The sequence below is a fragment of the Corallococcus terminator genome, from assembly GCF_003611635.1.
In the GTDB taxonomy this organism is placed as follows: Bacteria; Myxococcota; Myxococcia; order Myxococcales; family Myxococcaceae; genus Corallococcus; species Corallococcus terminator.
Genome location: NZ_RAVZ01000454.1, coordinates 1 through 6,322 on the forward strand (window position 1 = coordinate 1; position 6,322 = coordinate 6,322).

The following is a 6,322-nucleotide window of genomic DNA, read 5'->3' on the forward strand; positions in this document are numbered from 1 at the left end:
AGCAGGAGGCCCCCGTGTCTCCTGACGCCTTCTACCCCGTGGATTTCACGGGTGGCCCCCGGAGCGTTCGCTCCCAGCGCCGCGCGCCCGCCCCGCCCGTCATGGGCCTGACGACGACGCCCCTCCCCACGTGGACGCTGGAGAACGGCTCCTCCGCGACGGAGCAGGCCATGGCGACCGCGACGTGCGGCGGGTTCCTCTACACGGTGGGCACGGCGAACAGCTCCGTGCTGGCCCAGCCCCACGCGGGCGGCATGGATGTCTTCCTGCTCAAGCACCGCACGCGGGACGGCGTCCTCGTCTGGGCGGAGCAGTTCGGCTCCGTCGCGGACGACTTCGGCACCGGCGTCGCCATCCAGGGCTGCGCCACCGGCAATCCCTCCATCTACGTGACGGGCTACACCAAGGGCACCCTGCCGGGCGGCGCGCTCCACACCGGCACGAACCAGGGCATGTCCGACGTCTTCGTCCGCAAGTACAACGCCAACAAGGCGCTGCAGTGGAGCCGCCAGCGCGGCTCCACCCGGGACGACCTGGCCTATGGCATCGCCGCCAACGACACGACGGGCGACGTCTACCTCACCGGCTACACCCTGGGGACCTTCGTCCCCGGCGTCACCGCCAGCAGCAACGACATCATCATCGCCCGCTATCTGGCCAACGGCACCGCGTCCACCGCCGTCCAGATTGGCACGACCGCCAACCGGACGGACATCGCCCGGGGCATCACGGTGGACCGTGACGGCAACGTCTACGTCGCCGGTTACACGAACGGCGCGTTCGCCCCCCTGGTCTCACTGGGTGGCAATGACATCTTCGTGATGAAGTACTCCGCGGACCTCGCCACCCAGAACTGGGTGCGCCAGGAGGGAACGTCGACCGCGGACTACGCGTACGCGGTGACGGCCTCCCGCAATGCGACGGGGGCGACGGAGATCTACGTGGTGGGCCATGTCTATGGCGCCGCCATCACCGCCGGCACGCTGGGCGGGGGCACCCTGGCCAACGCGGGCGACTACGACGCGGCCATCTTCCAGTACAGCACCGCGGGCGTGAAGCAGCGGGCCACCCTGCTGGGCACCCAGGGCCGGGACGCGGTCACCGCCATCACCTCCGACGGTGGCGCCAACCTCTACGTCGTCGGCACGACCAGCTACGACCTGAAGAACGACCCGGGCTTCGATGTCGGCAGCGTGGACATCTTCCTCGCCAAGTACGACGTGCGGCTCAACCTCTTGTCCGTCCACCAGTACGGCTCCACCCACGACGATCCCGGCTTCGAGAATGAGACGGCCGCGGGCGTCGCCGCGGACAACGACACGGGCGTCTACGTGGTGGGCTACTCCACGGGCAACATCGGCGCCGGGACGAACCAGGGCGGCTTCGACCTCTTCGCGATGCGCTACGCGGACGGCTGCTCCGTGGACCCGGCCCTCGTGGCCTCGTGCCGCAGCGGCAATGGCTGGGGTGACCCGCACCTCGTGACGTCCGACCGCTTCAACTACGACTTCCAGTCGGTGGGCGAGTTCATCCTGACGGAGTCCACGCCCCTCGCCGCCAATCCCTTCGTGGTGCAGTCGCGCCAGAAGGCCAGCGGCAACCGCGTGGCGCTCTACAGCGGCGTCGCTGCCCGCTTCGGCACGGACCGCGTCGGCGTCTACGCGCGCTCCACCAACCCGCTGATGGTGAACGGCGCGGCGGTCGCGCTGACGATTGGCGACGTGCGGCCCCTGTCCGACGGCACCCGCGTCTTCCGGCCCACCTCCACGCGCTACCTCGTCACGTCGCCCCAGGGTGACCAGCTCATCGTGGACAACTTCACGTCCTACCTGAACATCACGCTCACGCTGGCGCCTTCGCGCGCGGGCCTGGTGCGCGGCCTGCTGGGCAACTTCAACAACGTGCGCGCGGATGACTTCGCCCTGCGCGACGGCACGCAGCTCACCGCGCCGCTCAGCTTCAACCAGCTCTACAAGAACACGTCCAACTTCGCGGACAGTTGGCGCATCAGCCAGACGGAGTCGCTGTTCGACTACGGCTCCGGGGAGAGCACCGCCTCGCTCACCAACCTGAGCCTGCCGGCGTCCACCGCCACCACCACGCAGCTCACGACGACGCAGCGTCAGGCCGCCCAGGCGACCTGCCAGTCCGCGGGCGTCCTCGACCCCGTGCAGTTGGACGGCTGCATCCTGGACGTCGCCATGACGAACGACCCCGTGCTCGCCACGGGCGCGGCGCAGGCGCAGGCGCAGCAGCCCATCGCCAGCCAGGTGTACCTGGGCCGCTTCGACGCCGAGGCCGGCGCCGAGTGGAGCAACCAGGCCGTCAGCCTGAGCCCCTCCGGCGACCGCTTCTTCCTGGGCGAGTTCAGCAACGAGACCGTCCAACTGTCGCTGGCTTCGCTGCCCGCGCACAGCACCGTCACGGTGAGCTTCGACCTGTTCATCCTCCAGTCGTGGGATGGCAACGGTCCGTTCGGTCCGAACCACTGGGGCCTGACGGTCGGCGGCGTGGGCGAGGTGTTCCGCACCACCTTCTCCAACACGTCCAGCGCGCAGTTCTACCCGGGCCAGGTCGGCGGCGTGGCCAGCCCCGCGGGCAGCGGCGCCACGGAGCGCAACACGCTCTTCTACCCGGACGGTGACTCCATCTACCACGTGACCGTCACGTTCGATCACACCACGCCGACCCTGGCGCTCCAGTTCTTCGCGGATGGCCTGCCCGGCATCACCAACGAGACGTGGGGCCTGGACAAGGTGCAGGTCCAGGTGCGCTAGGCCAGTCGCTTCCAGTCTTCACACGGGGCCCGCTTCACCCTTCACGGGTGGGGCGGGCCTCGCTGTTCAGGAGGGAGTCCGCGCCCTAAAGCATCGACCTTCTGTTGCACAAAGATAAAGCCAGCTTTAATCTTCGTGCATGGAGCGTGAGTCCCCAACAGGGCCAGACTGGGACCGGCTTTATGAGTTCGCGGCCAGTCAGGAAGGGCTCTTCACGACCCGGCAGGGCGCGGAGGCCGGCTACTCGCCACAGCTCCTCCAGCATTACGTGCGCATCGGGCGGGTCCGCCGGATCCGACGTGGCATCTACCGGCTCGTGCACTTCCCCGCGGGTGAGCACGAGGATCTCGTCGCCATCTGGCTCTGGTCGGAGCAGGCAGGCACCTTCTCGCACCAGACCGCGCTCGCGCTCTATGACCTCTCCGATGTCCTCCCGTCGCGGATCCACCTGACGCTTCCCGACTCGTGGCGCCACCGACGCCTGCGGGCACCCAACGTGGTGGTGCTTCACTACGCGGACCTGCTCGAAGCCGAATGCCGATGGGCTGGCGCCGTGCGAGTCACCTCACCGACGCGGACCCTCAACGACTGCGCCCAGGCCGCACTGTCTCCGGATCTGCTGCGTCAGGCCACCCAACAGGCCATGCATCGCGGCATCGTCACGGGAAGCCTCCCGCTGGTGGAGGAAGCACTGAAACCCTTTGGGGGACTCGGCACGTGACGAGCCGCACCTACGCCTCGCCTCAGGCCTTCAAGCGCGCCCTGGAAGATCGTCTTCACGCAGCGGCATCGAAGCGGGGCGTGCCGCTCGAACGCCAACGCGAGCTGCTCATCTTCCACCGATTCCTCGCCCGGATTGGCGCGAAGCTGGGCTCGGCGGTCACCCTCAAGGGCGGCCTGGTCCTGGAGCTTCGCATCGAGCAGGCCCGCGCCACGAAAGACATCGACCTCCGCGTTCAAGGCGCACCCGGCAACCTGCTGTTGCGTCTGCAGGAAGCCGCAGCCGTTGAACTCAATGACTTCCTCTCGTTCGAAGTCCGCTCGAATGCCGAGCACCCGAAGCTCCTGAATGAGGGCATGCAATACGAAGGGCTGCGCTTCCGGGCGGAGTGTCGACTCGCACAGAAAATCTATGGGCGCCCTTTCGACGTGGACGTCGCCTTCGGTGAACCCATGTTGGGTGACCCGGATGAAGTCACGGCACCGGACGTGCTCGGCTTCGCAGGCATCGCGCCGCCCCGCCTGCGCCTCTATCCCGTCGAAACCCATGTCGCGGAAAAGCTGCACGCGTACACACTGCCGCGCCTGCGTCCGAACTCCCGGGTGAAGGACCTGCCAGACCTGGCACTGCTGGCGAGCACGAGGACGCTGGACGCCACGCGACTGCGGCGTGCGCTCGAACAGACCTTCACCTTTCGCGACACCCACGCACTGCCGAGCGAACTCCCCGCCCCCGCCACCTCCTGGGAAGCGCCCTACGCGGAAATCGCCCGCGACAACAGGCTCGCATGGCCCACGCTCGAACAGGTGACCCGGGCCGCCAAGGACTTCCTCGACCCTGTCCTGGGGAAGATCCCCATCGCGACCTGGACCCCGGAAAACTGGCGCTGGCACCCCTGAACCGGGATTGACGACCGTTAACGACGGGGTTAATCATTCACCCATTCGTTAACGACTCTCCCACCGGAGTGCCCACCATGAAACCGCTCCCCGAAGGCTGGCCTCGCATCTCTTCCAGCATCTTCTACGAGGACGCGTCCGCCGCCATCGACTGGCTGGAGCGCGTCTTCGGCTTCCAGACGCGCCTCAAGGTCGAAGGCGCGGACAACACCATCGTGCACTCGGAGCTCGTCTACGGAGACGGCGTCATCATGGTGGGCTCCACCCACAAGCGCTTCACCTACGCGAGCCCCAAGCCGCACGGGGGCATCAACACCCAGAACCTGATGGTCTACGTGGACGACGTGGACGCCCACTGCGCGCACGCCCGCGCCGCCGGGGCCACCATCCTCCAGGAGCCCGAGACGAAGAACTACGGCGACGACTGGGGCACCAACCGCTCCTACGGCGTCACCGACCCCGAAGGCCACCACTGGTGGTTCACCCAGCGCGTCGGCTCGCCGGTGTAATCCCAACCATGGCCACCCCGTCCGCGTTGGACCGCACCCTCTCCGCCCTCGCCGACCCCACGCGCCGGGGCGTCGTGGACCGCCTGCGCCAGCGGCCCCACCCCGCCGGGGAGCTGGCCGCCGCCTTCGACATGAGTCCTCCCGCCATGTCGCGCCACCTGCGCGTGCTGCGCCAGACGGGACTCGTGGAGGAGAACATCGACGCGGACGACGCCCGCGTGCGCGTCTACCGCCTGCGCCCGGAGCCCTTCGCCGCCCTGCGCGGCTGGCTCGACGAGGTGGAGTCCTTCTGGGAAGACCAACTGGGTGCCTTCAAGGCCCACGCGGAGCGCACCCGGGGCACGAAACCGCCCGGAGGTCGCAAGTCATGACGCTGTCCGCGGACCGTGCCCGCGTCACCACCTTCGTCGCCGTGTCACCTCTGGATGCCTTCGAGGTCTTCACCCAGGAGACCGACCTGTGGTGGGGCAAGGGACCGCGCCACCGGGCCCTTCACGCATCCAACGGCACCCTGCGCTTCGAGCCTCCCGGCCCCGGCGGCCGCCTGCTCGAAACGTCCGAGACGGAAGTGTTTGAGATTGGCCGCGTGCTCGTCTGGGAACCCGGAGCGCGGCTCGTCTTCCAATGGCGCGCGAGCAACTTCGCCCCCGACGAAACCACGGAGGTGGAGGTCCGCTTCGAGCCCTCTTTCGGAGGCACCCGCGTCGTGCTCGAACACCGGGGTTGGGATTCCATCCGCCCGGATCACCCCGTCCGCCATGGCCTGGATGGCCCGGCCACCGTCGGGATGATCGGCCGTTGGTGGGGGGACCTCGTCACGCGCTTCCGGCTTCACGCCGCGCGGCCCCTCCCCGCATAGACAGACACTCCCCGCGATTACTTGCAGGGCCCGCAGTCCGCCGCGCAACTGTCCGGCGTGTTGCTGGTGCCGCACTTCTCCGTGAGCTGGCAGACGTTGTCGCCGCACCGGTAGATGTCCTGGGGCTGCATGCGCGTGGTGATGGGCCGGTACGTCACGCCGTTGTACGTGCAGCGCGTGTAGTAGGTCCGCGTGGTGTCCAGCGTGCAGTAGTACCGGCACGCGCCCACGTGGGCCATGGGCGTGCACGCCGTCGTCTCGCTCCAGGACGACAGGCCGCAGGTGCGCACCGTGCTCTCGTCGTACTCCAGGTAGGCGCCGTCATTCGCCGCGAACGTGCCCTCCCCCGTGAAGAGGTTGCCGAAGAAGCACGCCTCGCGCTCGGCGTAGGTGTTCAGCTCATCCGTCGAATACGGCACCGTCCCACCCACCGAGTCACGCCCCAGCACGGAGATGTCCACGTGCACGCCGTACTTGTTCGCGTGCGCCGCCAGGCACGCGCTCACCACCTGCTGCTCCGCCACCGTCGCCGGCGCGCCCCCCGCCCACCCCGGCGC

Annotated in this window: 6 protein-coding genes and 1 pseudogene; 6 read left to right on the forward strand and 1 reads right to left on the reverse strand. The window is 68.4% G+C overall.

The genetic code is table 11. The annotated features are described in order from the left end of the window. The first annotated feature begins 14 nt into the window (after window positions 1–14). From D7V88_RS37820 to D7V88_RS37845, 6 genes are all read left to right on the forward strand, one after another. Window positions 15–2,777, forward strand: a complete 2,763-nt coding sequence (locus D7V88_RS37820; protein WP_147449044.1) for an SBBP repeat-containing protein — start codon at window positions 15–17, stop codon at window positions 2,775–2,777. A 139-nt stretch (window positions 2,778–2,916) separates the two neighbouring features. Continuing rightward, complete coding sequence (locus tag D7V88_RS37825; protein WP_120545414.1) at window positions 2,917–3,498, forward strand: type IV toxin-antitoxin system AbiEi family antitoxin domain-containing protein; 582 nt, start codon at window positions 2,917–2,919, stop codon at window positions 3,496–3,498. Beyond that, window positions 3,495–4,397: a nucleotidyl transferase AbiEii/AbiGii toxin family protein gene (locus D7V88_RS37830; protein ID WP_120545415.1), complete on the forward strand. Its 903-nt coding sequence runs from the start codon at window positions 3,495–3,497 to the stop codon at window positions 4,395–4,397. Before D7V88_RS37825 ends, D7V88_RS37830 begins: the two co-directional genes overlap by 4 nt. 77 nt (window positions 4,398–4,474) lie before the next feature. Beyond that, complete coding sequence (locus D7V88_RS37835) at window positions 4,475–4,906, forward strand: VOC family protein (RefSeq protein WP_120545416.1); 432 nt, start codon at window positions 4,475–4,477, stop codon at window positions 4,904–4,906. Window positions 4,907–4,914: 8 nt separating this feature from the next. Next, window positions 4,915–5,277, forward strand: a complete 363-nt coding sequence (locus D7V88_RS37840; RefSeq protein WP_120545417.1) for an ArsR/SmtB family transcription factor — start codon at window positions 4,915–4,917, stop codon at window positions 5,275–5,277. Beyond that, a complete protein-coding gene (locus tag D7V88_RS37845; RefSeq protein ID WP_120545418.1) occupies window positions 5,274–5,765 on the forward strand; it encodes an SRPBCC domain-containing protein in 492 nt (163 codons plus the stop codon). Before D7V88_RS37840 ends, D7V88_RS37845 begins: the two co-directional genes overlap by 4 nt. 17 nt (window positions 5,766–5,782) lie before the next feature. On the opposite strand, the pseudogene D7V88_RS37850 reads toward D7V88_RS37845, so the two are convergent. Then, window positions 5,783–6,322: pseudogene (locus tag D7V88_RS37850) on the reverse strand (hypothetical protein); the annotation flags it as partial.